Source organism: Clostridium sp. 1001283B150225_161107_B6, assembly GCF_015556325.1.
GTDB lineage: Bacteria > Bacillota > Clostridia > Lachnospirales > Lachnospiraceae > Enterocloster.
Window position 1 is genome coordinate 49,816 of record NZ_JADNMD010000017.1, and the last position, 22,343, is coordinate 72,158.

Consider the following 22,343-nt stretch of genomic DNA (forward strand, 5'->3'; position numbering starts at 1 on the left):
ATGGGAGACAAGTTGAGACGCGTATCAACAAAAAACAAGTAAAGACTGTACAAAGGGGGTTTTACAGTGAACAGTAAGAAAAAATTTGATGTGAAAAAGTGGACGTCCCTGTTGGTGCTCTGCTGCGGTACTGGTGTCATTTTCCAGCTTCCCTATATCCGGAATACATTTTATATTCCGCTGGTGGAGGCCCTTAATCTAAGCAATGAGGAATTCGGGGCGCTCTCCACATCCTACGCAACCATTTCCATGATATGTTATTTCTTCGGCGGGTGGATTGCAGACCGTGTGTCCCCAAGAAAGCTGCTGACCATTTCCTTTATATCCACGGGCCTGGTGGGACTTCTGTTTTCCACCTTCCCAAGCTACGGCACCATGAGGCTGATATTTGCGGCCTTCGGCGTAACCACCGTGCTTACATACTGGTCCGCGCTTATCAAGGCGGTGCGGTGTCTGGGGGACAGCAATGAGCAGGGAAGGCTGTTCGGCATCCTGGAAGGGGGCAGGGGTGTTGTGTCGGCCACGGCAGTGTTTGTGCTTCTGGGACTTTTTAACAGCCTGGGAGGCGGCAAGTTCGGACTGAGCTGGGTGATCCGCTCCTATGCCCTTCTGGCAATCATAGTTGGTATCGCCCTCTGGTTCCTGATTAAGGATAAGAAGGAGGATGCGGCAAGCGGCACAAGCCTGGTGCAGCAGATTAAGAGCGTACTTCTGATGCCGAAAATGTGGATGATTTGTCTCATAATCTTTACCGCTTATTCCATTTACGCAATCCTCAGTTTCCTGCCGCCTTACATGGTATCCGTATACGGCATGTCCAAGAATTTCAGCGTCCAGATAGGAGGCATCCGATACATCATACAGTTTGCAGGCGGAATCACAGGCGGTTTCCTGGCTGATAAGATTGGCTCCAGGATAAAGACAGTCCTGCTGGGATATACGGCTATCATCGCCTTCCTGATTGTATTCCTGCTGACACCTCAGCAGCCTTCGCTGGCCATGCTCTGTGTCTTTGACTTCATCCTGTTAAATGTAACCGTGTACGCGGTGAGAGGCATTTATTTTGCAGTTATTGATGAGGCCCAGATAGACCGTTCAGTTACAGGCGCGGTCTCCGGTATGGCATCCTGCATCGGTTATCTTCCGGACGTGTTCCTGTACACTATGATTGGACGCTGGATTGACCAGGGGGTCCAGGGGTACCGTTCCATGTTCCTGTACGGCATCGGTACATGTATCGTTGGCGCTGCCGTGGCAGTCATCCTTATTAAGAGTATCAGAAAGACCCCGGTTAAGGGATAAGAAAGCTGCCCGGGAAGCTATAAGCTTAAACAGAAAAAATAAAAATCATATATAAGTATGGAGGTATTTTATGAAAATCACAGGCATTGAAATCAAACAGTATGCAAAGCCATTGGACCCGCCATTTTTGGCATCATGGGACCCGAATCCCCGTGTAAAGTTTGCATCTACCATTGTTTATGTATACACGGACGAGGGAATTACGGGAATTGGCTCCGGCGACCTTATGACAGGCTTTGCGGGACATGAGAAATTCTTTATCGGCAAGGACCCGTTTGAGATGGAAAACCATAACAAGGTCATTGACAACATTGATTTCCATTATGGAAGGTGCTGGCCTCTGGATATTGCGCTGTGGGATATCATAGGAAAGAAATGCGGGCAGCCTGTATATAAGCTTTTGGGAGGGAAGCAGGATAAGATAAAGGCATACTGCTCCTGCGGCGCCAGGATTCCGGCTGAGGAAAGGGCTGAGAAGGCTAAGGAATATGTGGACATGGGATTTAAGGCAATGAAAATCCGTTTCCATCATGAGGATGTAAGGGAGGATATCAAGGTCATAGAGGCTGTCAGGAAGGCTATTGGCGATAAGATGGAAATCATGGTGGACGGCAACCAGGCCTGGAAAATGCCGTGGGATGTGGAGCGTATCTGGGATTTGAAAAAAGCGGTCAAGGTGGCCAGGGAGCTGGAGAAGCTGGGTGTATACTGGCTGGAGGAGCCGCTCCATCACGCGGATTACGACAACCTGGCCCGCCTGCGGGAGATGACGGATATTCGTATTGCAGGCGGCGAGATGAACCGCAGATGGCACGATTTCAGGGATTTGGCGGATAAGGGAAGCTATGATGTGTATCAGCCTGACACGGTGCTGTGCGGAGGATTTACCCGCACTAAGAAGATTGCCGACTATGTGCAGTCCAAGGGGGCTGTGTTCTGTCCGCACACCTGGTCCAACGGCGTGGGACTTCTGGCCAACCTTCATATGGCCTGTGCTGTCAGCGATGCGGAATATCTGGAATATCCCTTTGACCCGCCTGTATGGACGGTTGACCGCAGGGATTATATCCTTAAGGAGGAGGACAGGGTATTAGTTGACAAGGATGGCTACATGCATGTTCCCCAGAAGCCGGGACTTGGCTTTGAGCCGGATGAGGAAGCTTTAAGGGAATACGAGATTAAGGATTTTTATGTAGGTGAATAGGTGTAGGTGCGGTAAGGGCGCCCTCTGTTTATACAGGGGGCGCTCTTACCGCATATCAGCTCCCGATTATAAAACCATAAACCGCACATAGGTCCGGTCGTCAAAGCTTTGGTTGCCTTTTACCAGCCCTTTTGTGCCCCTGTTTTCCCGGAGGCACTGGGGGTCTTTTTGCAGAAGCTCCCTCAGCGCCTCCTCGCTTTCAGCCAGAGTGCCTTTTAATGCAGGGTAGCCGTCGCTGGCCAGGACGACCTGGGTTTGGGGCAGGACAGGATAAATGGATACATGGTGGGCATGAATGGAAAAACCATCAAGCACATCATAACCATAGGGGCAGTCCTGGTTGGCCAGCAGAAACTGGCGGCGCAGCAGAGGAAGGATGCAGACCCGGCCAGGGTCATGCTCTGCCAATTCATTCTCGGACCCACCTAAAATCAGTTCTGCCTGGTCATAGAGACAGCGGATTTCTGTCATAAGACTGTCAATTTCCTTGCTGTGGGTATGAAGCGTATTCCCAATCATACACTGACAGTCTCCGAAGGCCCATACCTCCCTGTTGTGACAGCTGTACAGGATGACCACTGCCTGGAGCCGTTCCTCAGGATGGTCCCTCAGATAATCCCGGCGGCTGGTGCCGGCTGCTGCCAGAGCCTGGTTTAAATATTCTATGGCAGAGGCGGCATCAATGCTGGGCTTCATGGCTTTAAGGGCCTTTTCCAGTACCTCCCTGGCATAGCGGCCGCTGGTCATGGAAGGAAGGGTACCGGCCGCGCCTTCTGTCTGTACCGGCCATGTCAGCGCCCCCTTGCTGGTGACACCGTCTATGACGGCAATGAAGTCATCACTGATAAAAAGACCATCCTCGCATTTTTGCTGGTCCGTATATTTGGAACAGATAAATTGTTCTATCATCTGCACGTTCATATTGTCTGCCTCCCCTTTGACGATACTCTTTGCGTTCTGCCTTAAGGGTAACATGGGGAAGGAACGATTTCAAGGGGAACGATTTCAAAGGGAATGATTTCAAGGGCTTCCGCAATGGAAAAATATGTTTTTCTTTGATATAATGTAGCAAACAGGACTGATTCTACCGGTAGTATAGGACACGGGGGTGCCGCCATGTATATGAACAGAGCTGCCGCTGGCAGGAAAAAAACGATTGCAGGCAGGAAAAGAACTGCCGTGGGAAGGATGCATCCGGCGCTATGGGGCCTGTGCCTTTTCTGCACAGCCCTTCTTTCCTCATGCCAGCCGGGGCCGGAGTCAGCTCCCATGCCTGCTGTGCCGGACCTGGTTCTTTATACAGCCCAGGAGGAAGAGATATATGAGCCCATCATCAAGGAGTTTGAGGAGCGCACCAATCTGATGGTAAAGGTGGAACGCGGGTCCTCCGAGGAAATGACAGGCTGGCTGGAGGCTGAGGATGGACCTGATTGGGATGTGGTGTTCGGGGTTGGCATAGAGACACTGGAACAGTCAAAGGAGCATTGGCAGGTATATGAAAGCCCGGAAGCAGCATTCATAACAGAAAATTTCCGGTGTGAGGATAGCCGCTGGACCTCTTTTTCCGCCCTGCCCCTGGTCATCATGTACAATACAAATGTGGTTACGTACCGGGAGCTGCCGGTGGGATGGAACAGCCTTCTGGAACCCAGGTGGAAGGGCAGAATTGCCTTTGTGGACCCGCGCAGGTCCGATGTGTATTCCTCCGCCCTTGTGACGGCTGTCCATACGTGGGAGAAAAAGGGGGATTATCTGGAACAGTTCATGGAAAACCTGGGATACGGCACCCTGAACAGTATGCAGGAGGTAAATGCCGGTATCCTGGACGGGCGGTATTCCCTTGGGGTCACCATGGAGGAGTCCGCCCAGGCCCTGCTGTCTGAGGGAGCGGATATAGACTATATTTACCCGCAGGAGGGCACCACGGCTCTTCCGGACGGCACAGCCATTGTAAAGGGATGCACAAACCCTGACGCTGCCAGGCAGTTCCTGGATTTTACGGTGAGCAGGGATGTCCAGCGGATTCTGGTATCGGATTTAAACCGCAGGTCCGTGAGAAGCGATGTGCCGCCGCTGCCCGGACTGTCGCCCATTGGCAGGCTTCCGCTGATTGAGATGGACCTGGAGGAGCTTTCCAGGGAAAAGAAGGACGTACTGGCCAGGTGGAACGGCATACTGTCCCGTAGAGAAGGGAGGCCTGTGGAATGAGATGGTACCGGAGACTCTCTTTTAAGGCCAGGGTATTCCTGGGCTGCCTCCTGGTAGCCCTGGTTCCCCTTACATTTTCAAGCGTTGTAATGATGCGCCTGTTCACCGCCTCCATTAACCGCCAGATAACCGTGGACGGAAACCAGCAGCTGGAGGAAGTCAGGGAACGGTTTGCCCAGCTGCTGGAGAACTGCCAGAACGCCTGTGAAACACTGACTGAGGACGGTTCTGCTGCCTGGGTTATGATTGACAATAAAACCATAGAGTTCCAGAAGGATTTATACCTGTCCATGTACCAGGCTGTCCAGGAGATTTACAGCCATGCCCAGTTCAGCATCTACGATGCAGGCGGAAAACTGCGTTTTACCACGGATACTGCGCCTAAAAGCAGCCGTCTGCCTGTGAGCTGGGGACTGCTCAACAAAGCGTCGGAGAAACCGGGAATCACCTATTACAGGACTGACCCCTACCTTTCCTCTTCTGGCAGTGATGTCCTGATGCAGGGAGCATTTTCGCTGGAGAGCGCCCATGGAGCCAGAACCGGATATGTGGTGCTGGATTTTACCAGGGAAAATTTTGATAACCTGCTGAATGGCTTCTATTCATCCGGTGACACCCTGCTGGTGCTGGATTCCCACCAAAAACCACTTTACTGTTCCAGGCCTGAGTACGGGGAAAGAGAAATCAATGATATTATCGAACATACCATTTCAGGCCAGGGGGGAACGGAGAAAAGAGGGGTATACACCAGATATCTGTGGACCAGGGAGCCTTCCAGGGGCTTTTACATCCTGCTGCGCTGTTCGGCTCCCATCAGCGCTCCTGCTGTGCGCACCATGGGTACGGTGAGTTTAGCCTTGTCCGGTCTGGGGCTGGTGCTCTGCCTTATTATAGCAGGCGCGCTGTCCCGGAGCATGGGCCAGCCGGTGAGCCTGTTGGACAAAGCCATGGCTAAGGTGAAGAAAGGGGATTTATCCATCCGCATCCATACCAGCCGCCAGGATGAATTAGGCAGGCTGACAGAGAGCTTTAACCAGATGACCGGTGACCTGCAGAAATACCTGGAGGACACGGTGCAGAAGCAGAAGGACTTAAATAAGACAACCCTTAAGCTGTACCAGACCCAGCTGAATCCCCATTTTCTGTACAATACCCTGGATTCCATTAAGTGGAGCGCCAGAATCAACCAGGTGCCGGAGATTGCCGTGCTGGCGGAAAACCTGGCGGTTATCCTGAGAAAGAGCATATCCAGCCGGCCCTTCATTACCCTGAGGGAGGAACTGGAGACCATAGAGAGCTATGTGGAGATACAGAAAATACGTTTTACAGGACGGTTTCTGTACGAGACAGAGATACCGGACCAGCTGGAGGACTGCATGGTGCCCAAGATGATTCTGCAGCCCCTGGTTGAAAATGCCATTATCCATGGGCTGGACGGATGCGAGCACGGCTATATCTGTATCTATGCCTTCCAGAAGGAAGGGATACTGAATATATCGGTGACAGACGACGGATGCGGCATGGGACAGGACATGGTGGACTGGATTAACAGCGACTCCCCGGCTAAGCGGGACGGCCATCTGGGCTTGTACAATGTCATCAACATATTGAAAATATATTACGGACAGGAATACGGTATGAGGGCGGCTGTTACGGAGGATGGAACCACCATTACACTCAGGCTGCCGGTTCAGAAGGAGGTGCCGGATGTATAAGGTCATTGTGGTGGAAGACGAGACAATGGTAAGGAGGGGAATCATCCTGACCATTGACTGGGCGGCCCTGGACTGCGTCATTGCAGGGGAGGCTGCCAACGGGGAAGAAGGGGCGGAGCTGGCAGTGCGCCTTTCACCGGATATTATCGTGACGGATGTAAAGATGCCCAGGATGGACGGCGTGGAGATGATAACAAAACTGCGGGAGCAGGGCTGCCGCGCCAAATTTATCATATTGACGGCCTACGGGGATTTTAAGTACGCCCAGAGCGCCCTGCGGCTGGGCGTCAGCGATTATCTGCTGAAGCCTTTGAGGGACGGAGATTTGGAACATGCAGTGGAACACATCAGGGAGCAGATGGAAGAGCGTCCGGCCAGGGAGGAGGAAACAGATGCCGCCCCGGTCCTCCGGTTCCATTCGGACCGGAAAACCAAGAATAAGTACGTGGAGGCAGCCACCCAGTATATCAGGGAGCATTACCGGGAGGATATTACTATCAGCACCGTGGCCTCCTTCCTGGAAATCAGCGAAGGCTATCTGAGCCGGGTCTTTAAGAAGGAAACCGATTATACCTTTACCAACTACCTGGCCTATTACCGGATGCAGGTGGCCATGAACCTGTTGAAGGACTGCCGGGTGAAGGTGTACGAGGTGGCGGACCAGGTGGGATATTCGGATACAGCTTATTTCAGCGCCCAGTTTAAGAAGATTCTGGGGGTGTCCCCGTCGGAGTATCAGGATAGATGCAGATAGGTTATAAATAGGGAAAACAGGGAAAAATGTAGTACTATACATTGAAAAATTCTTATGCTATACTTATTGAGGACGTTTGTCCCCATCAGGGCAGAGGTCCGGACAGACCGGTTTCAGGCATTTTCCTGGTTTTGAAAACCAGGCCGGCAGCACAAGGGGGAGCCAATCACTATGTTGGGATTTAACGATATATTAGGACATGAACAGATAAAGGAACATTTCCGCAACGCAGTGGAGACAGGGAAGGTTTCCCATGCTTATATACTGAGCGGCGAGGCCGGAATGGGAAGGAAATCCCTGGCCAATGCATTTGCCCTCAGCCTGTTGTGCGAGAAGGGAATGGCAGAGCCCTGTATGCAGTGCCATGCCTGCAAGCAGGTACTTTCCGGGAACCATCCGGACCTGATTTACGTGACACATGAGAAGCCCGCCAGCATTGGCGTGGATGATATAAGGGAACAGCTTAACGATACCATACAGGTACGTCCCTACAGCAGTTATTATAAGATATATATAGTGGATGAAGCGGAAAAGATGACGGTACAGGCGCAGAACGCCCTCCTGAAGACCATAGAGGAGCCGCCTGCCTATGCAGTTATCCTGCTTCTGACCACCAACCAGGACTCGTTCCTGCCCACTATCCTGTCAAGGTGTGTGCAGCTTAAGCTGAAACCCTTAAAGGATACAGTGGTAAAGGAATATCTGGTCCAGTCGCTGGGGGAGGATGAGAGCCAGGCCGATATCTATGCGGCCTTTGCCAGGGGAAACCTGGGGAAAGCCATTCATCTGGCCCAGTCAGAGGAGTTTGGGGTTATGTATAAAGAGATGCTCCGCCTTCTGAAACACATCAAGGATACGGATATATCTGAACTCTTAGACTACATCCGCAAGGTTAAGGAGGAGAATCTGGATATCCGGGAATGCCTGGACTTTATGCAAATGTGGTACCGGGATATCCTGATGTATAAGACCACAAAGGATATTAACCTGCTGATATTCAAGGACGAATTCTCTACTGTCAAGAGTGTCAGCACCACAAGCGGGTATGACGGTCTGGAACGGATTCTGGAGGCCATTGACAAGGCCAGAATCAGGCTGGACGCCAACGTGAACACCGAACTGGTCATGGAGCTGATGCTTCTCACCATGAAGGAGAATTAACGTGCCGGGGCTGCAAGAGAAGGAGAACATAAAATGATTACAGTAATCGGGGTGCGCTTTCGCACCGCAGGAAAGATATATTATTTCGACCCTGCAGGCCGCCAGATTAAGACAGGCGACCACGTTATCGTGGAGACGGCCAGGGGCATTGAATACGGGTATGTGGTTCTGGGAAACCGGGAAGTGGATGAATCCAAGGTGGTTCCGCCCTTAAAATCAGTCATCCGCATGGCAACGGATGAAGATGAGGCTGCAGAAGCCAGAAATAAGCAGAAGGAGAGGGATGCCTTCAAAATCTGCCAGGAAAAAATCAGAAAGCATCACCTGGAGATGAAGCTTATTGACGCCGAATATACATTTGACAACAATAAGGTCCTGTTTTACTTTACGGCCGACGGAAGAATCGATTTCAGGGAGCTGGTGAAGGACTTGGCCAGTGTGTTTAAGACCAGGATTGAACTGCGCCAGGTGGGGGTCAGGGACGAGACAAAAATCATGGGAGGTATCGGCATCTGCGGAAGAGCGCTGTGCTGCCACTCCTATCTGTCCGAATTCATCCCTGTGTCCATCAAGATGGCCAAGGAACAGAACCTGTCCTTAAACCCCACCAAGATATCGGGGGTGTGCGGACGCCTTATGTGCTGCCTTAAGAATGAAGAGGAAACATATGAGGTATTAAACAGCAAGCTGCCCAATCCGGGGGATTACGTGACCACCAATGACGGGCTAAAGGGCGAGGTGCACAGTGTCAACGTGCTGCGCCAGCAGGTAAAGGTCATTGTGACCGTGGAGCGCGATGAAAAGGAAATCAGGGAATACAAGGTAGACCAGCTTAAATTCAAGCCCAGGAAGAAAAAGGGCAAAGGCGGGGAAAAGCACGGAGGCGACACGCCGGATGCAGAGCTGAAACAGCTGGAGGCCCTTGAAAAGAAGGAAGGAAAGTCGAAGCTGGATGACAACTGATACAGTTACCGTGAAACATACCTGGCGTCAGGAAGGGACCATTATGGTGCGGGACGACGAGCGGATAGACGATTTGCAGCGCAATCATTATGGAATCATCCAGAGGAAGGGCGCGTTCTGCTTCGGCATGGACGCTGTCCTTCTGTCCGGCTTTGCCGTGGTGAAAAAGGGGGAGAGGGTGCTGGACCTGGGGACAGGTACAGGCATTATCCCCATTCTTCTGACCGCCAAAACAGAGGGAAGGCATTTTACCGGCCTGGAGATACAGGAAGAGTCGGCGGATATGGCCAGGCGGAGCGTGACATATAATCATCTGGAGGACAAGGTGGACATCGTCACCGGCGATATAGCGGAGGCCAGCAGTTTATTTGCACTGGCTTCTTTTGATGTGGTAACCACCAATCCCCCTTATATGAATGAATCCCATGGACTTAAGAATCCGGAGGATGCCAAGGCCATTGCCCGCCATGAGGTAAAATGCACGCTGGAGGATGTGGTGAGGGAGGGAACCCGGGTTTTGAGGCCCGGAGGACGTTTCTACATGGTCCACAGGCCCAGGCGCCTGATTGAAATCATTACCACCATGAAACATCATGGACTGGAGCCAAAGCGCATGAAGATGGTCCACCCCTATGGGGACAGGGAGGCCAACATGGTGCTCATAGAGGCCGTGAGGGGAGGGGGACCTCTCCTTAAGATGGAAGCCCCGGTTATTGTTTTTGACCAGAATGGGGAGTATTCCCAGGAGATACGGACCACCTACGGATATTGACGGATTATATGATGTGCGAGGGCAGGAGTCCAATGGACGGACAAACGGGGCTCAGCGGACAGAAGGGAGAGGCTCATGGCAGGAACATTATATCTCTGCGCCACGCCAATCGGCAATCTGGAGGACATTACCTTCAGGGTACTTAAGACATTAAAGGAAGCGGATTTGATTGCTGCGGAGGACACACGCCACAGCATCAAGCTTCTGAATCATTTTGATATAAAGACTCCCATGACCAGCTACCATGAGTATAACAAGGTGGACAAGGCCAGATATCTGGTGGGTCAGCTGGAGGAAGGGCTGAACATAGCCCTGATTACGGATGCAGGGACCCCAGGTATATCGGACCCCGGAGAGGAGCTGGTAAGGCAGTGTTATGAGGCGGGAATCCGGGTCACTTCCCTTCCGGGCCCGGCAGCCTGCATCACGGCCCTTACCATGTCCGGGCTTTCCACCAGGAGATTCTGCTTTGAGGCATTTCTGCCCTCTGAGAAGGGGGATAAGAAGGAACGGGCCAGAATCCTGGAGGAGCTGAGGCAGGAGACCAGAACCATCATCGTGTATGAGGCGCCCCATCATCTGGTGAGGACCCTTGAAGATTTATATGAGGTTCTCGGGGACAGGAACATAACCATATGCAGGGAGCTTACAAAAAAATATGAGACAGCTTACAGGACCACGTTCCGGGAGGCCCTGGAACACTACCAGGTGGAGGAGCCCAAAGGGGAGTGTGTCATAGTAATAGAAGGAAAGCCTCTGGAACAGCTCCGCAAGGAGCAGATAAGCCGCTGGGAAGAGATGGAAATCCAGGAACATATGTCCTATTATACAGACCAGGGTATGGATAGGAAGGAAGCCATGAAGGCGGTGGCAAAGGACCGGGGAATCACAAAGCGGGATGTGTACCAGCAGCTTCTGTGATTAGATGCAGTAATATAGAAGGTAATAGTATAGAAAGCAGTAATAATATAGAAAGAACCTGCGGCTTAGATGCCTTCTGATATTGAGAAGGAGCCGCAGGTTCTCTCTATGTACATGTTTTGATTACTCGGTGACATTAAGGCCGGCCAATTTAGCCAGAGCAACAACGGACTGACGGGATACTTTCTTGCCTTCGTATTCCAGCAGGTCGTCAGTGCTTCCGGTGAATATGTCGGCACATTCTGCCTTTTTCAGGATAATGCAGTCATCCTGGACCGTGATTTCAAGACCATCTTTCACATCCAAATCAAGGCTTCTTCTTAATTCGATGGGAAGGGTGATTCTGCCGAGTTCATCCAATTTACGGATAACACCTGTGGTTTTCATGGTTAATACCCCCTTGTTAAATTGTATTCGCCCCATTTGTACAAGTTTAACTTACCAAATTCAGGGAGCAAAGTCAATATATGTAAATGTCAGAATTGGTAAGAAATGTCAGAGAACAGTAAAGTTAACAAAAAGCGACAAAAAATATTTCTTGACAAATACTTATCTTTCCTGTAGTATTACTTTGATGTTCAAAGTATTTCCTCTGAGCAAGCAAAAGAAGGAAGGCATGAGTCCGCTGATTGCTGATGGATTCGGGACGGGTAAGTAGAATGACAACAAGAATCATAGGAACCGGTTCATATGTACCGGAGCAGATTGTGACCAATGACGACCTTGCAAAGATTGTGGAGACCAATGATGAGTGGATTCGCAGCCGCACAGGGATAGGGGCCAGAAGGATTGCCACCAGCGAAAGCACCTCCTATATGGCGGCTGAAGCTTCAGTCAACGCCCTGGAGAATGCAGGTGTAAAGCCTGAGGAAATCGACCTTATACTGCTGGCTACCTCTTCACCGGATTTCTGTTTCCCCAATGGGGCATGCGAGGTACAGGGCAGGATAGGTGCGGTAAATGCGGCCTGCTTTGATATAAGCGCGGCCTGTACCGGTTTTGTATACGCACTGAACACAGCCCATGCATTCTTAAGCAGCGGCATCTATAAGACGGCCCTTGTGATTGGCGCGGATGTGTTAAGCAAGCTGATTGACTGGACGGACCGGGGAACCTGCGTATTGTTTGGAGACGGCGCAGGGGCAGTGGTGGTAAAGGCGGATGTGACCGGAATCCTGGGAATGAACATGCACTCGGACGGAACAAAAGGCGGGGTACTGACCTGCGGTTCCAGGACCAACGGGAATTTCCTTATGGGGAAGAAGCCGGAGCTTGGATATATGACCATGGACGGCCAGGAGGTATTTAAGTTTGCGGTGAAAAAGGTACCGCAGTGCATAATTGAAGTGCTGGAGGATACCGGCGTGGGCGTGGAGGATGTGAAGTATTTCGCCATTCATCAGGCCAATTACCGAATCATTGAATCCATAGCAAAGCGGCTGAAGGTAAATGTGGACCGTTTCCCGGTTAACATGGAACACTACGGCAATACATCAGGGGCATCGGTTCCTGTTCTGCTGGATGAGATGAACCGGAAGGGTATGCTGGCAGCCGGAGACAAAGTGGTGCTGTCAGGATTCGGCGCGGGCCTTACCTGGGGTGCAGCCCTTATAGAGTGGTAAAAATAAAATTAAAATATAAATCAAGAAAATGTAAAAGGAGAACAACAATCATGTTAGAGAAGATGAAAGAAATTATTGCAGAGCAGTTAAGCGTAGAGGCAGATACCGTTACAGAGGCTTCTTCCTTCAAAGAAGATTTAGGCGCTGATTCCTTAGACCTGTTTGAACTGGTTATGGCCCTGGAGGATGAGTACTCCGTAGAGATTCCTGCTGAGGACTTAGAGCAGCTGACAACGGTGGGCGAGGTTATGAACTACTTAAAAGGCAAGGGCGTAGAGGCTTAAATAGCAGATAGGGTTTGACAACGGCGTGTGGATGAATTGAAGCACGCTGTTACTTTAATAGGGGAGAGCCCAGGAAATGTAGAACTGGAGGTAGAACAATGAAAACAAGAATTACAGAAATGTTAGGAATTGAATATCCTATTATTCAGGGCGGCATGGCCTGGGTAGCAGAACACAACCTGGCGGCAGCCGTATCCGAGGCAGGCGGTTTCGGACTGATTGGCGGAGCCAACGCACCGGGAGAAGTGGTGCGGGACGAAATCCGCAAGGCCAGGGAGCTGACAGATAAGCCTTTTGGCGTCAATGTCATGCTGCTGAGCCCTCATGCGGAGGATGTGGCAAAGGTGGTTGTGGAGGAAGGCATTAAGGTGGTTACCACCGGTGCCGGAAATCCCGAAAAATATATGGATATGTGGAAGGCAGCGGGCATCAAGGTGATTCCCGTGGTTGCCAGCGTGGCCCTGGCCCGCCGCATGGAGAAATACGGCGCGGATGCAGTGGTTGCTGAGGGAATGGAGTCCGGCGGCCATATAGGAGAGCAGACCACCATGACACTGGTGCCCCAGGTAGCGGACGCTGTATCCATCCCGGTTATCGCGGCAGGCGGTATCGGAGACGGAAGAGGGATGGCGGCAGCCTTCATGCTGGGCGCTGAGGCAGTCCAGATGGGAACCAGGTTCGTGGTAGCCAAAGAATCCATTGTACATGAAAATTATAAGCAGCGCGTTATCAAGGCCAAGGACATTGATTCCACGGTTACAGGACGCAGCCACGGCCATCCAGTGAGGGGACTCAGGAACCAGATGACCAGAGAGTATATCAAACTGGAGCAGGAAGGCCGGTCCTTTGAGGAGCTGGAGTACCTGACTCTGGGAACCCTGCGCAAGGCAGTCATGGAGGGCGATGTGAACGGCGGAACCGTTATGGCCGGACAGATTGCAGGCATGATATCCAAGGAGCAGACCTGCAAGGAGATGATTGAGGAAATCATGGCCCAGGCAGGAAAGCTGATGGGCTGGAACTAGAGGATTGGGACAGGATTCAGGATAAGGAGATTACAGGTATGAGCAAGATTGCATTTATTTTCCCGGGACAGGGAGCCCAGGCCTGCGGAATGGGTAAGGATTTCTACGAGCAGACTGAGACCGGAAAAAGAATCTTTGACAAGGCAACGGAGTTAATGGGCTTTTCCATGCCGGAGCTGTGCTTTGAGGAAAATGACAGGCTGGATATCACGGAATACACCCAGGCCGCCATGGTAACCGCCAGCATCGCTATGATGCGCGTGCTGGAGGAAAATGGAATCAGGCCGGATGTGGCGGCGGGACTCAGCCTTGGCGAATACTGCGCCCTGGCAGCGGCCGGAGTCATGAGTGACGAGGATGCCATCCGCACAGTCCGCCAGAGGGGAATATTTATGCAGGAGGCCGTACCTGTGGGACAGGGCGCCATGGCAGCCATTCTGGCCCTGGACGCTGCAGCCATTGAGGAAGTGACAGGAGCCATGGAAGGCGTGTGGATTGCCAATTATAACTGTCCGGGACAGATTGTAATTTCCGGTGAGAAGGCAGCCGTGGAGGAAGCGTGTGAGAAGCTGAAGGCAGCCGGAGCAAAGAGAACGGTGATGTTAAATGTAAGCGGACCCTTCCATTCCGGTATGCTGGCAGCCGCAGGGGAAAAGCTGGGCCAGGTCCTTTCCCAGGTGGAGATTCATGAGCCGCAGATTCCCTATGTGGCCAATGTGACGGCACAGTATGTAAAGAATGCGGGAGAGGTAAAGGAGCTGCTCACAAGGCAGGTTTCATCCTCTGTCAGATGGCAGCAGAGCGTGGAGGCCATGATTGCGGACGGCGTGGACACCTTCATCGAGATTGGTCCGGGTAAGACCCTGGCCGGTTTCATAAGAAAAATAAGCCGGGACGTAAAGACCTTTAATGTGGAAACGTTGGAAGATATGGGTAAAGTAGTGGAAGCACTTAAATCATAATCAGGAGGAGAGACTATATGCTGGAAGGAAAGATTGCACTGGTAACAGGCGCAAGCCGCGGAATCGGCCGCCAGATTGCCCTTACCCTGGGCCGGGAAGGCGCAGCCGTAATCGTGAATTATAATGGCTCTGCGGCAAAGGCAGAGGAAGTTGTGAAGGAAATCGAAGCAGCAGGAGGCAGGGCAGAGGCAGTTCAGTGCAATGTTTCTGATTTTGAGAGCTGCGGCAGGATGATGGCGGACGTGGTTTCCAGATATGGCCGCCTGGATATCCTGGTGAACAATGCAGGAATCACCAGGGACAACCTGCTCATGAAGATGTCAGAGGAAGATTTCGACGCTGTCATCAATACCAATCTGAAGGGCGTATTTAACTGCATCAAACATATTTCCCGCCAGATGTTAAAACAGAAGGCAGGAAGAATCATCAACATCTCCTCCGTATCAGGGGTTCTGGGCAATGCAGGCCAGGCCAATTACTGCGCGGCCAAGGCCGGCGTCATCGGCATCACCAAATCAGCTGCCAGGGAGCTGGCCAGCAGGGGCATCACGGTGAATGCAGTGGCTCCTGGTTTCATTACCACGGAGATGACCGATGTTCTCAGCGACAGCGTAAAGGCAGCTGCTGCGGAGCAGATTCCAATGAAACATTTCGGAAGCACAGAAGACATTGCGCAGACAGTTGCCTTCCTGGCTTCCGATAAGGCAGGATATATCACAGGCCAGGTACTGAGTGTGGACGGCGGAATGGCCATGTAGGATGACCTGGAACCATGTATCCAGGCTGTAAAAGAACAGGAGTGAGATTAGTATGAAAACAAGAGTAGTAGTAACCGGTATGGGTGCCATTACTCCCATTGGAAATGATGTGGAGAGCTTCTGGCAGGGACTTAAGGATAAGACAGTTGGAATCGGACCCATTACGTATTTTGATACAACCGACTATAAGTGCAAGCTGGCTGCTGAGGTAAAGGGATTTGACCCAAAGCAGTACATGGATGCCAAGGCAGCCCGCCGTATGGAAGCATTTTCACAGTTTGCAGTGGCTGCCTCCAAGGAAGCCCTGGAGCAGTCCGGTATTGATATGGAGAAAGAGGACCCCTACCGCGTAGGCGTGTGCGTGGGTTCCGGCATCGGATCCCTCCAGGCCATGGAAAAGGATGTGAAGAAGCTGAATGAGAAGGGACCCAGCCGCGTGAATCCCCTTCTGGTGCCCCTCATGATAAGCAACATGGCGGCAGGCAATGTTGCCATCCAGTTCGGACTTAAGGGAAAATGCTTCAACGTGGTAACTGCATGCGCAACCGGAACCCATTCCATCGGTGAAGCATTCCGTTCCATCCAGTACGGCGAGGCGGATGTGATGGTGGCCGGCGGAGCAGAGGCCAGCATTACACCAATCGGCATCGCAGGATTTACATCCCTTACAGCCCTGAATACCACAGATGACGCTTCCAGGGCATCCATTCCCTTTGATGAGGACAGAAATGGCTTTGTTATGGGCGAGGGAGCCGGCGTGGTAGTGCTGGAGTCCCTGGAACACGCAAAGGCCAGAGGAGCCAATATCCTGGCTGAGGTGGTGGGATACGGCGCTACCTGCGACGCATTCCATATTACCTCCCCGGCAGAGGACGGAAGCGGGGCTGCCCGCGCCATGGAGAATGCCATGAAGGACGCAGGCATTGAGGCAGAGGATATTGATTATGTCAACGCCCACGGCACCAGCACCCATCACAACGATTTATTTGAGACAAAGGCCATCAAGCTGGCTTTAGGGGACCATGCAGGAAAGGTGAAGATTAACTCCACCAAGTCCATGATTGGCCATCTCCTGGGAGCAGCGGGCGGCGTGGAGTTCATCACCTGTGTGAAGTCCATCCAGGACGGATTTATCCATGCCACGGTAGGACTGAAGACACCGGGAGAGGGCTGCGACCTGGATTACACCATGGGCGACGGCGTATCCATGAACGTGGATGTGGCCATCAGCAATTCCCTGGGATTTGGCGGACACAATGCCAGCCTGATTGTGAAGAAGTTCAGCGAATAATAGGAGGCCATGAGCTATGAACGTAGATGAAATCATAAAATTGATGCAGGCAGTTTCCGACAATGGGCTTACCAGCCTGGAGTTAAAGGAAGGGGAGCTTAAGCTTTCCCTGAAGCGTGAAAAAGAGATGCCTCAGATTGTGACGGTAAGCGCCCCGTCCGCCGATGCGGCAGCTGTGCAGATGGCGGCTGTGCAGAACGGCCTGGCAGGCCCGTCCATGATGCCCCAGGGTATGGTAATGCCTCAGGCAGCCCAGGACACGGCTGACCGCGCTGATATCGGTTCAGACAAGGTAGTTGCCTCCCCCTTAGTGGGAACCTTTTACAATGCCTCCTCACCGGATGCAGCACCCTTTGTACAGGCGGGAGATACCGTGAAAAAGGGCCAGGTACTGGGAATCATCGAGGCCATGAAGCTGATGAACGAGATTGAAAGCGAATACGACGGCATAGTGGAGGCTGTCCTTGTGAACAACGAGGAAGTAGTGGAATACGGCCAGCCGTTGTTCCGAATCAAGTAACATCAAAAGACGGAGGGATTTAAGGATATGTTGATGGGAGTAAAAGAAATCCAGGAAATCATACCGCACAGGCATCCTTTCCTGCTGGTGGACTGTATAGAGGAGCTGGAACCGGGCGTGCGCGCAGTGGGATACAAATGCGTGACCTATGATGAGTCCTTTTTCAAGGGACATTTTCCCCAGGAGCCGGTCATGCCAGGGGTGCTTCTGATTGAAGCCCTGGCCCAGACAGGGGCGGTTGCCATACTGTCCCAGGAAGGGTTCAAGGGAAAGGTGGCTTACTTTGGCGGAATTGAAAAGGCAAAGTTCAAGCGCAAGGTAGTGCCGGGCGACAAGGTTAAGCTGGAGTGTGAAATCATCAAGCAGAAGGGACCGGTAGGCGTGGGCAAAGCCACTGCAACGGTTGACGGGAAGCTGGCGGTGAGCGCAGAGCTGACATTTATGGTAGGTTAGGGAATCGAGGGAGAATGCCGATGTTTAACAAGATTTTGATTGCCAATAGAGGTGAGATTGCGGTCCGCGTCATCCGGGCCTGCCGTGAGATGGGAATCCAGACCGTGGCCGTATATTCCGAGGCTGACAGGGACTGCCTTCACACTATGCTGGCTGACGAGGCCATCTGTATCGGACCAGCAGCCTCCACGGATAGTTATCTGAATATTGAGAGGATACTGGCTGCCACGGTGGCCATGAAGGCGGACGCCATCCATCCGGGATTCGGCTTCCTGTCTGAGAACGCCAGGTTTGCCAAGCTGTGCGCAGAGTGCAATATTGCATTCATCGGGCCCAGCGCTGAAATCATCAATAAGATGGGCAATAAATCCGAAGCCCGAAAGACCATGATGGAAGCAGGGGTACCAGTGGTGCCTGGCAGCAAGGAGCCGGTCCATACGGCTGCGGACGGTCTGGCCATGGCAAAAGAAATCGGCTTCCCGGTGATGATTAAGGCATCATCCGGCGGCGGCGGCAAGGGCATGAGGATTTCCAGGAGCGCAGAGGACTTTACGGAGCTCTTTCATGCGGCCCAGATGGAGTCTGTGAAGGGCTTTTCCGACGACACCATGTACATCGAGAAATACATTGAAAAGCCAAGACATGTGGAATTCCAGATTATGGCCGACAAGCACGGCAACGTGGTCCATCTGGGAGAGCGCGACTGCTCCATCCAGAGACGTCACCAGAAGGTGCTGGAGGAAGCGCCCTGTGATGTGATTTCCCCCAATCTGCGCAAAGCCATGGGCGACACCGCTGTAAAGGCAGCCAGGGCAGTGGGCTATGAGAACGCGGGAACCATTGAATTCCTCCTGGATAAGGATAAAAATTTCTATTTCATGGAGATGAATACCAGAATTCAGGTGGAGCACCCTGTAACTGAGATGGTGACGGGAATGGACCTGATTAAGGAACAAATCCGCGTGGCGGCAGGGGAGCCTTTAAGCGTCAGCCAGGAGGATGTAAGGATTGAGGGCCATGCCATTGAGTGCCGAATCAATGCCGAAAATCCGGCCAGGAATTTCATGCCCTGTCCCGGACGCATTACCAATGTGCACATTCCCGGAGGCAACGGGGTACGTGTGGATACCCATATCTACAATGATTACAAGGTGCCTGCAAACTACGACTCCATGCTGATGAAGCTGATTGTGTATGATAAGGACCGGGAGGCGGCTATCTCCAAGATGCGCAGCGCCCTGGGCGAGGTAATCATCGAGGGAATCGAGACAAATATCAATTTCCAGTACGAAATCCTGGAAAATGATGCATTCCAGCAGGGCGATACAGATACCAGCTTTATTGAGAAGCATTTCCCGGATTATGTGCGGTGATTTTGCTCTGTGGGTTTATGAATGAAAGGAAATTGCTATGTTGCGGAACATGTTCAAAAAAACGTATACAAAAATAGATACGAAATATAAGCCGCAGGCCGGGTCCGACCAGGAACCGGTCATTCCGGAAGGATTATGGCGCAAATGTAACAAGTGCGGGCAGCCAATCTATGTGGAAGACGTAAAGAACAATTACTACGTATGTCCCAAGTGCAACGGCTATTTCCGTGTTCATGCATACCGCCGTATCGAGATGCTTGTGGATGAGGGAACCTTTGAGGAGTGGAACAAAGAGATGCCTTTTTCCAACCCCCTGAACTTCCCGGGCTATGAGAAAAAGGTTCTGGCTGCCAGGGAAAAGAGCCGCCTCAATGAGGCCATTGTCACGGGTAAGGCCAGGATTGAGGGGAATCCGGCTGTAGTGGGTGTCTGCGATGCCCGTTTCATCATGAGCAGCATGGGCCATGTGGTGGGTGAGAAAATTACCGATGCAGTGGAACGCGCCACCAGGGAAAAACTGCCGGTCATTCTCTTTGCCTGCTCAGGCGGGGCCAGGATGCAGGAGGGCATTGTATCCCTGATGCAGATGGCTAAGACCTCCGCTGCCCTAAAGCGTCATCATGAGGCAGGGCAGCTGTTTATCAGCGTGCTCACAGACCCCACTACAGGAGGCGTCACGGCCAGCTTTGCCATGCTGGGCGACATCATCCTGGCAGAGCCTCACGCCCTGATTGGATTTGCAGGTCCCAGGGTCATTGAGCAGACCATTGGGCAGAAGCTGCCGGAAGGGTTCCAGCGTTCTGAATTCCTTCTGGAACATGGTTTTGTGGATAAGATTGTGGAACGGAAGGACCAGAAGCGGGTCATTGGACAGATTCTGTACATGCACCGCAGCCACAAAATGAATATAGAATTAAAGAATCCCGTGGATACATCCAGAACCTTTGTGGATAAACCAGCCCATTCTGGGGCTGAAGGTGGAAAAACCGCCTGGGATACGGTTCTTCTCTCCAGAAAGTCCGACCGTCCCGTTGCCACGGATTATATCAACGCCCTGTTTGATGAATTCATCGAATTTCACGGGGACCGGTATTTTAAGGATGACGGAGCCATTGTGGGCGGTGTTGCCATGTTCCACGGCATGCCTGTGACGGTCATCGGACAGCAGAAGGGCAAGAACACCAAAGACAATATCACCCGCAACTTCGGAATGCCGTCCCCTGACGGCTACCGCAAGGCGCTGCGTCTGATGAAGCAGGCAGAGACCTTTGGGCGTCCGGTTATCTGCTTTGTGGATACGCCGGGAGCTTTCTGCGGGCTGGAGGCAGAGGAGAGGGGACAGGGCGAGGCCATTGCCAGGAACCTGTTCGAGATTTCCGACCTGAAAGTGCCGGTACTCTCCATTGTAATCGGAGAGGGCGGAAGCGGAGGAGCGCTGGCCATGGCTGTGGCCGACGAGGTGTGGATGCTGGAAAATGCCATCTACTCCATCCTTTCGCCGGAGGGCTTTGCCTCCATCCTGTATAAGGACAGCAAAAAAGCGCCCGATGCCGCCAAGGTCATGAAGGTGACGGCCAGGGACCTTTTACAGCTTCAGCTGATTGAACGTATCGTGCCTGAGGAAGAACCAGCATGCACGGACAATCTCTACCGTCTCGCTGAATATATGGACAGCGCCATGGCAGAGTTCTTTAAAACGTATCTCGCCATGAGCGATGAGGAGCTTAGGGAGCACAGGTACCAGAGATTTAGGAGAATGTAATGAGTGAGTTAAAACCATTGGTAATCGGGGATTTAGTAGTTGAAAAACCAATCATCCAGGGAGGAATGGGCGTGGGCATCAGCCTGCACAGGCTGGCCGGAGCCGTGGCAAAGGCCGGCGGCATGGGCATCATATCAGCTGCCCAGATTGGTTTCAGGGAGCCGGATTTCACCACCAATTTCGTGGAAGCAAACCTAAGGTCCATCCGCCGGGAGATGAAGCTGGCCAGGGAAATCGCCCCCCAGGGAGCGATTGGTTTCAACATCATGGTAGCTACCAAGCACTATGATATGTGGGTAAAGGAGGCTGTGAAGGCAGGCGCTGATATCATCATATCAGGAGCCGGGCTTCCGGTGTCCCTGCCTGAATACGTGGAAGCGGCCTATGCTGAGATGGTGGAAAAGCCGGCCCGCAGGATTAAGCTGGCGCCTATTGTATCATCCGCCAAATCAGCCATGGTTATCTGCAAGATGTGGGACAGGAAATGTCACATTGCCCCTGACCTGGTTGTGGTGGAGGGACCGCTGGCCGGAGGCCATCTGGGATTCTCGCTGGACCAGATATCCGCCTATGGAGCGGATACCGCAGATGTGCCGGCCACCTATGACCAGGATGCCTATGACCGGGAGGTAAAGGCGGTCATGAAGGTGGTTGAGGAATATGGAGCCAAGTACGGCAGGCATATTCCTGTGGTCACGGCAGGCGGCATCTATACCCATGAGGATGTGATGCACCAGCTTGAGCTGGGAGCTGACGGGGTCCAGGTTGCAACCCGGTTTGTGACAACGCAGGAGTGCGATGCCTCGGATGCATATAAGCAGGCTTATATAAAGGCAGGAAAGGAAGACATTGTCATCACCAAGAGTCCCGTGGGAATGCCGGGCAGGGCAATCTTAAATCCATTCCTGAGCCAGATAAAGGAAGGCAGCAGGCCGGCCATCAAGTCCTGCTTCCAGTGCCTGGAGCACTGCGACATCAGGACCATTCCCTACTGCATTACCATGGCATTGGTCAATGCGGCGCAAGGGGATACAGACCATGGCCTGTTATTCTGCGGAAGTAATGCTTACCGCGCTGAAACAATCGATACTGTGGATAACGTCATGAAGGAATTAACAGGAGAGCTGGCTTAGTGCCGGCTCTTTTTTCCTTATTTTGCAATAAATTCCCAATGGAGGCAGCAAAGAAGCAATCCTTATCCCCAGATAATTAACAAAGATATCCACAAGTTATCCACATTATCCACCATCGGATATCCAGAGACATTCCACAGCACTTTCATCTGTCATTTTT

At 52.2% G+C, this 22,343-nt stretch carries 22 protein-coding genes; 20 read left to right on the forward strand and 2 right to left on the reverse strand.

What is annotated here, in order from left to right; genetic code table 11:
* Window positions 1-66 precede the first annotated feature (66 nt).
* Both I2H39_RS26475 and I2H39_RS26480 read left to right on the forward strand, forming a co-directional pair.
* Complete coding sequence (locus tag I2H39_RS26475) at window positions 67-1,302, forward strand: MFS transporter (RefSeq protein ID WP_138310396.1); 1,236 nt, start codon at window positions 67-69, stop codon at window positions 1,300-1,302.
* Window positions 1,303-1,372: 70 nt separating this feature from the next.
* Window positions 1,373-2,506 (forward strand): mandelate racemase/muconate lactonizing enzyme family protein, encoded by a 1,134-nt coding sequence (locus I2H39_RS26480; RefSeq protein WP_195627938.1) that lies wholly within the window; start codon window positions 1,373-1,375, stop codon window positions 2,504-2,506.
* Window positions 2,507-2,572: 66 nt separating this feature from the next.
* On the opposite strand, the gene I2H39_RS26485 is transcribed toward I2H39_RS26480, so the two are convergent.
* Window positions 2,573-3,427 (reverse strand): hypothetical protein, encoded by an 855-nt coding sequence (locus I2H39_RS26485; protein WP_195627939.1) that lies wholly within the window; start codon window positions 3,425-3,427, stop codon window positions 2,573-2,575.
* 195 nt (window positions 3,428-3,622) lie between these two features.
* On the opposite strand from I2H39_RS26485, the gene I2H39_RS26490 reads away from it, so the two are divergent.
* From I2H39_RS26490 to rsmI, 7 genes are all read left to right on the forward strand, one after another.
* Window positions 3,623-4,714 (forward strand): ABC transporter substrate-binding protein, encoded by a 1,092-nt coding sequence (locus I2H39_RS26490; protein WP_195627940.1) that lies wholly within the window; start codon window positions 3,623-3,625, stop codon window positions 4,712-4,714.
* Window positions 4,711-6,429, forward strand: coding sequence for a sensor histidine kinase (locus tag I2H39_RS26495; protein WP_138310392.1), 1,719 nt, complete (start codon window positions 4,711-4,713; stop codon window positions 6,427-6,429). The genes I2H39_RS26490 and I2H39_RS26495 overlap by 4 nt, the downstream gene beginning before the upstream one ends.
* The gene (locus tag I2H39_RS26500) at window positions 6,422-7,183 is read left to right on the forward strand and encodes a response regulator (RefSeq protein WP_195627941.1); all 762 of its coding nucleotides are present in this window, start codon (window positions 6,422-6,424) and stop codon (window positions 7,181-7,183) included. The genes I2H39_RS26495 and I2H39_RS26500 overlap by 8 nt, the downstream gene beginning before the upstream one ends.
* Before the next feature lie 171 nt (window positions 7,184-7,354).
* Entirely contained in the window at window positions 7,355-8,344 is a 990-nt protein-coding gene (holB, locus tag I2H39_RS26505) for a DNA polymerase III subunit delta' (RefSeq protein WP_195627942.1), read from the forward strand.
* Window positions 8,345-8,377: 33 nt separating this feature from the next.
* On the forward strand, window positions 8,378-9,307 hold the full coding sequence (locus I2H39_RS26510; protein ID WP_138310389.1) for a stage 0 sporulation family protein: 930 nt from the start codon (window positions 8,378-8,380) through the stop codon (window positions 9,305-9,307).
* 43 nt (window positions 9,308-9,350) lie between these two features.
* Window positions 9,351-10,079 (forward strand): tRNA1(Val) (adenine(37)-N6)-methyltransferase, encoded by a 729-nt coding sequence (locus I2H39_RS26515; RefSeq protein WP_171042693.1) that lies wholly within the window; start codon window positions 9,351-9,353, stop codon window positions 10,077-10,079.
* Between the two features lie 75 nt (window positions 10,080-10,154).
* Window positions 10,155-11,000 carry a 16S rRNA (cytidine(1402)-2'-O)-methyltransferase gene (gene rsmI, locus I2H39_RS26520; protein ID WP_138310388.1) on the forward strand — a complete coding sequence of 282 codons (846 nt, stop codon included), beginning with the start codon at window positions 10,155-10,157 and terminating at the stop codon, window positions 10,998-11,000.
* Window positions 11,001-11,123: 123 nt separating this feature from the next.
* Here rsmI and I2H39_RS26525 read toward each other — a convergent pair whose 3' ends face one another.
* Entirely contained in the window at window positions 11,124-11,387 is a 264-nt protein-coding gene (locus I2H39_RS26525; protein ID WP_002565794.1) for an AbrB/MazE/SpoVT family DNA-binding domain-containing protein, read from the reverse strand.
* A 272-nt stretch (window positions 11,388-11,659) separates the two neighbouring features.
* Here I2H39_RS26525 and I2H39_RS26530 point away from each other — a divergent pair, with 272 nt between their 5' ends.
* The 11 genes from I2H39_RS26530 (at window position 11,660) to I2H39_RS26580 (ending at window position 22,183) form a co-directional block, all read left to right on the forward strand.
* Window positions 11,660-12,622: a beta-ketoacyl-ACP synthase III gene (locus I2H39_RS26530; RefSeq protein WP_138310387.1), complete on the forward strand. Its 963-nt coding sequence runs from the start codon at window positions 11,660-11,662 to the stop codon at window positions 12,620-12,622.
* A gap of 50 nt (window positions 12,623-12,672) precedes the next feature.
* A complete protein-coding gene (gene acpP, locus I2H39_RS26535) occupies window positions 12,673-12,906 on the forward strand; it encodes an acyl carrier protein (protein ID WP_002584550.1) in 234 nt (77 codons plus the stop codon).
* Window positions 12,907-13,004: 98 nt separating this feature from the next.
* Window positions 13,005-13,931 carry an enoyl-[acyl-carrier-protein] reductase FabK gene (gene fabK / locus I2H39_RS26540; RefSeq protein ID WP_138310386.1) on the forward strand — a complete coding sequence of 309 codons (927 nt, stop codon included), beginning with the start codon at window positions 13,005-13,007 and terminating at the stop codon, window positions 13,929-13,931.
* 38 nt (window positions 13,932-13,969) lie between these two features.
* Window positions 13,970-14,893 (forward strand): ACP S-malonyltransferase, encoded by a 924-nt coding sequence (gene fabD / locus I2H39_RS26545; protein WP_195627943.1) that lies wholly within the window; start codon window positions 13,970-13,972, stop codon window positions 14,891-14,893.
* Window positions 14,894-14,910: 17 nt separating this feature from the next.
* Window positions 14,911-15,651: a 3-oxoacyl-[acyl-carrier-protein] reductase gene (fabG, locus tag I2H39_RS26550; RefSeq protein ID WP_195627944.1), complete on the forward strand. Its 741-nt coding sequence runs from the start codon at window positions 14,911-14,913 to the stop codon at window positions 15,649-15,651.
* A 52-nt stretch (window positions 15,652-15,703) separates the two neighbouring features.
* Window positions 15,704-16,942 (forward strand): beta-ketoacyl-ACP synthase II, encoded by a 1,239-nt coding sequence (gene fabF / locus I2H39_RS26555; protein WP_138310383.1) that lies wholly within the window; start codon window positions 15,704-15,706, stop codon window positions 16,940-16,942.
* Between the two features lie 16 nt (window positions 16,943-16,958).
* A complete protein-coding gene (accB, locus tag I2H39_RS26560; protein ID WP_138310382.1) occupies window positions 16,959-17,462 on the forward strand; it encodes an acetyl-CoA carboxylase biotin carboxyl carrier protein in 504 nt (167 codons plus the stop codon).
* A 27-nt stretch (window positions 17,463-17,489) separates the two neighbouring features.
* A complete protein-coding gene (gene fabZ, locus I2H39_RS26565; protein WP_002594172.1) occupies window positions 17,490-17,915 on the forward strand; it encodes a 3-hydroxyacyl-ACP dehydratase FabZ in 426 nt (141 codons plus the stop codon).
* A 20-nt stretch (window positions 17,916-17,935) separates the two neighbouring features.
* Window positions 17,936-19,288 carry an acetyl-CoA carboxylase biotin carboxylase subunit gene (locus I2H39_RS26570; protein ID WP_138310381.1) on the forward strand — a complete coding sequence of 451 codons (1,353 nt, stop codon included), beginning with the start codon at window positions 17,936-17,938 and terminating at the stop codon, window positions 19,286-19,288.
* Between the two features lie 37 nt (window positions 19,289-19,325).
* Window positions 19,326-21,050: an acetyl-CoA carboxylase carboxyltransferase subunit alpha gene (locus I2H39_RS26575; RefSeq protein WP_138310380.1), complete on the forward strand. Its 1,725-nt coding sequence runs from the start codon at window positions 19,326-19,328 to the stop codon at window positions 21,048-21,050.
* Window positions 21,050-22,183 carry a nitronate monooxygenase family protein gene (locus tag I2H39_RS26580; protein ID WP_138310379.1) on the forward strand — a complete coding sequence of 378 codons (1,134 nt, stop codon included), beginning with the start codon at window positions 21,050-21,052 and terminating at the stop codon, window positions 22,181-22,183. Before I2H39_RS26575 ends, I2H39_RS26580 begins: the two co-directional genes overlap by 1 nt.
* The last annotated feature ends 160 nt before the right edge of the window (window positions 22,184-22,343 follow it).

Excerpts from the sequence above, each read along its gene's own strand:
- I2H39_RS26480 (WP_195627938.1), top strand. The coding sequence starts at position 1,373 with ATGAAAATCACAGGCATTGAAATCAAACAGTATGCAAAGCCATTGGAC.
- I2H39_RS26485 (WP_195627939.1), bottom strand. The coding sequence starts at position 3,427 with ATGAACGTGCAGATGATAGAACAATTTATCTGTTCCAAATATACGGAC.
- I2H39_RS26490 (WP_195627940.1), top strand. The coding sequence starts at position 3,623 with ATGTATATGAACAGAGCTGCCGCTGGCAGGAAAAAAACGATTGCAGGC.
- I2H39_RS26495 (WP_138310392.1), top strand. The coding sequence starts at position 4,711 with ATGAGATGGTACCGGAGACTCTCTTTTAAGGCCAGGGTATTCCTGGGC.
- I2H39_RS26500 (WP_195627941.1), top strand. The coding sequence starts at position 6,422 with ATGTATAAGGTCATTGTGGTGGAAGACGAGACAATGGTAAGGAGGGGA.
- holB (WP_195627942.1), top strand. The coding sequence starts at position 7,355 with ATGTTGGGATTTAACGATATATTAGGACATGAACAGATAAAGGAACAT.
- I2H39_RS26510 (WP_138310389.1), top strand. The coding sequence starts at position 8,378 with ATGATTACAGTAATCGGGGTGCGCTTTCGCACCGCAGGAAAGATATAT.
- I2H39_RS26515 (WP_171042693.1), top strand. The coding sequence starts at position 9,351 with ATGGTGCGGGACGACGAGCGGATAGACGATTTGCAGCGCAATCATTAT.
- rsmI (WP_138310388.1), top strand. The coding sequence starts at position 10,155 with ATGGCAGGAACATTATATCTCTGCGCCACGCCAATCGGCAATCTGGAG.
- I2H39_RS26525 (WP_002565794.1), bottom strand. The coding sequence starts at position 11,387 with ATGAAAACCACAGGTGTTATCCGTAAATTGGATGAACTCGGCAGAATC.
- I2H39_RS26530 (WP_138310387.1), top strand. The coding sequence starts at position 11,660 with ATGACAACAAGAATCATAGGAACCGGTTCATATGTACCGGAGCAGATT.
- acpP (WP_002584550.1), top strand. The coding sequence starts at position 12,673 with ATGTTAGAGAAGATGAAAGAAATTATTGCAGAGCAGTTAAGCGTAGAG.
- fabK (WP_138310386.1), top strand. The coding sequence starts at position 13,005 with ATGAAAACAAGAATTACAGAAATGTTAGGAATTGAATATCCTATTATT.
- fabD (WP_195627943.1), top strand. The coding sequence starts at position 13,970 with ATGAGCAAGATTGCATTTATTTTCCCGGGACAGGGAGCCCAGGCCTGC.
- fabG (WP_195627944.1), top strand. The coding sequence starts at position 14,911 with ATGCTGGAAGGAAAGATTGCACTGGTAACAGGCGCAAGCCGCGGAATC.
- fabF (WP_138310383.1), top strand. The coding sequence starts at position 15,704 with ATGAAAACAAGAGTAGTAGTAACCGGTATGGGTGCCATTACTCCCATT.
- accB (WP_138310382.1), top strand. The coding sequence starts at position 16,959 with ATGAACGTAGATGAAATCATAAAATTGATGCAGGCAGTTTCCGACAAT.
- fabZ (WP_002594172.1), top strand. The coding sequence starts at position 17,490 with ATGTTGATGGGAGTAAAAGAAATCCAGGAAATCATACCGCACAGGCAT.
- I2H39_RS26570 (WP_138310381.1), top strand. The coding sequence starts at position 17,936 with ATGTTTAACAAGATTTTGATTGCCAATAGAGGTGAGATTGCGGTCCGC.
- I2H39_RS26575 (WP_138310380.1), top strand. The coding sequence starts at position 19,326 with ATGTTGCGGAACATGTTCAAAAAAACGTATACAAAAATAGATACGAAA.
- I2H39_RS26580 (WP_138310379.1), top strand. The coding sequence starts at position 21,050 with ATGAGTGAGTTAAAACCATTGGTAATCGGGGATTTAGTAGTTGAAAAA.